Annotated in this window: 2 rRNA genes (1 of these 2 running past the window's edge); both read right to left on the minus strand. The window is 53.0% G+C overall.

Annotated elements, in window-relative coordinates:
- Nucleotides 1–40: 40 nt before the first annotated feature.
- Nucleotides 41–156: ribosomal RNA gene (gene rrf / locus ACP8HG_RS16750) — 5S ribosomal RNA — on the minus strand.
- A gap of 81 nt (nucleotides 157–237) precedes the next feature.
- Nucleotides 238–2,500, minus strand: a 23S ribosomal RNA gene (locus ACP8HG_RS16755) (it continues 669 nt past the right edge of the window).

The following is a 2,500-nucleotide window of genomic DNA, read 5'->3' on the forward strand; positions in this document are numbered from 1 at the left end:
AAAAAAAGCCACTACCTATAAGGTAATGGCCTTTCAATGAGACCGGCGACGTCCTACTCTCGCAGGGGGAAACCCCCAACTACCATCGGCGCTGAAGAGCTTAACTTCCGTGTTCGGGATGGGAACGGGTGTGACCTCTTCGCAATCGTCACCAGACTCTTTGAGCTTGTTCGCTCAAAACTGAATAAAACAGACATTGTGCTACACAAAATCAGGGTAATCAAGCCCTTTTCAAAATTGGTTAAGTCCTCGATCGATTAGTATCCGTCAGCTCCACACGTCGCCGTGCTTCCACCCCAGACCTATCAACCTCATCTTCTTTGAGGGATCTTACTTACTTGCGTAATGGGAAATCTCATCTCGAGGGGGGCTTCATGCTTAGATGCTTTCAGCATTTATCCCGTCCATACATAGCTACCCAGCGATGCCTTTGGCAAGACAACTGGTACACCAGAGGTATGTCCATCCCGGTCCTCTCGTACTAAGGACAGCTCCTCTCAAATTTCCTGCGCCCGCGACGGATAGGGACCGAACTGTCTCACGACGTTCTGAACCCAGCTCGCGTACCGCTTTAATGGGCGAACAGCCCAACCCTTGGGACCGACTACAGCCCCAGGATGCGATGAGCCGACATCGAGGTGCCAAACCTCCCCGTCGATGTGGACTCTTGGGGGAGATAAGCCTGTTATCCCCGGGGTAGCTTTTATCCGTTGAGCGATGGCCCTTCCATGCGGAACCACCGGATCACTAAGCCCGTCTTTCGACCCTGCTCGACTTGTAGGTCTCGCAGTCAAGCTCCCTTATGCCTTTGCACTCTACGAATGATGTCCAACCATTCTGAGGGAACCTTTGGGCGCCTCCGTTACTCTTTAGGAGGCGACCGCCCCAGTCAAACTGCCCGCCTGACACTGTCTCCTGCCCCGATAAGGGGCATGGGTTAGAAGTCCAATACAGCCAGGGTAGTATCCCACCAACGCCTCATCCGAAGCTAGCGCTCCGGAATCCAAGGCTCCTACCTATCCTGTACAGGCTGCACCGGAATTCAATATCAGGTTACAGTAAAGCTCCACGGGGTCTTTCCGTCCTGTCGCGGGTAACCTGCATCTTCACAGGTATTATAATTTCACCGAGTCTCTCGTTGAGACAGTGCCCAGATCGTTACGCCTTTCGTGCGGGTCGGAACTTACCCGACAAGGAATTTCGCTACCTTAGGACCGTTATAGTTACGGCCGCCGTTTACTGGGGCTTCAATTCGAAGCTTCGCTTGCGCTGACCTCTCCTCTTAACCTTCCAGCACCGGGCAGGCGTCAGCCCCTATACTTCACCTTGCGGTTTTGCAGAGACCTGTGTTTTTGCTAAACAGTCGCCTGGGCCTATTCACTGCGGCTCTCTCGGGCTTTAACACCCTACCAGAGCACCCCTTCTCCCGAAGTTACGGGGTCATTTTGCCGAGTTCCTTAACGAGAGTTCTCTCGATCACCTTAGGATTCTCTCCTCGCCTACCTGTGTCGGTTTGCGGTACAGGCACCTCCCGCCTCGCTAGAGGCTTTTCTTGGCAGCGTGAAATCAGGGACTCAGGGATAAATCCCCTTGCTGTAACAGCTCAATGTTATAGGAACGGGATTTGCCTCATTCCACACCTCACTGCTTAGACGCGCATAACCAACAGCGCGCTCACCCTATCCTACTGCGTCACCCCATTGCTCAAACGGCGGGGAGGTGGTACAGGAATATCAACCTGTTGTCCATCGTCTACGCCTTTCGGCCTCAACTTAGGTCCTGACTAACCCTGAGCGGACGAGCCTTCCTCAGGAAACCTTGGGCATTCGGTGGAAGGGATTCTCACCCTTCTTTCGCTACTCATACCGGCATTCTCACTTCCAAGCGCTCCACCAGTCCTTACGGTCTAGCTTCGACGCCCTTGGAACGCTCTCCTACCACTGACATCTAAGATGTCAATCCACAGTTTCGGTGATTCGTTTAGCCCCGGTACATTTTCGGCGCAGCGCCACTCGACCAGTGAGCTATTACGCACTCTTTAAATGATGGCTGCTTCTAAGCCAACATCCTGGTTGTCTGGGCAACGCCACATCCTTTTCCACTTAACGAATACTTGGGGACCTTAACTGGTGGTCTGGGCTGTTTCCCTCTCGACTACGGATCTTATCACCCGCAGTCTGACTCCCAAACATAAATCATCGGCATTCGGAGTTTGTCTGAATTCGGTAACCCGGGATGGGCCCCTAGTCCAAACAGTGCTCTACCTCCGAGATTCTTAAGTTTGAGGCTAGCCCTAAAGCTATTTCGGAGAGAACCAGCTATCTCCAGGTTCGATTGGAATTTCACCGCTACCCACACCTCATCCCCGCACTTTTCAACGTACGTGGGTTCGGGCCTCCAGTAAGTGTTACCTTACCTTCACCCTGGACATGGGTAGATCACCTGGTTTCGGGTCTACGACCCCATACTCTATCGCCCTATTCAGACTCGCTTTCGCTGC

The sequence above is a fragment of the Sporosarcina sp. FA15 genome, from assembly GCF_051550195.1.
Classification (GTDB): domain Bacteria; phylum Bacillota; class Bacilli; order Bacillales_A; family Planococcaceae; genus Sporosarcina; species Sporosarcina psychrophila.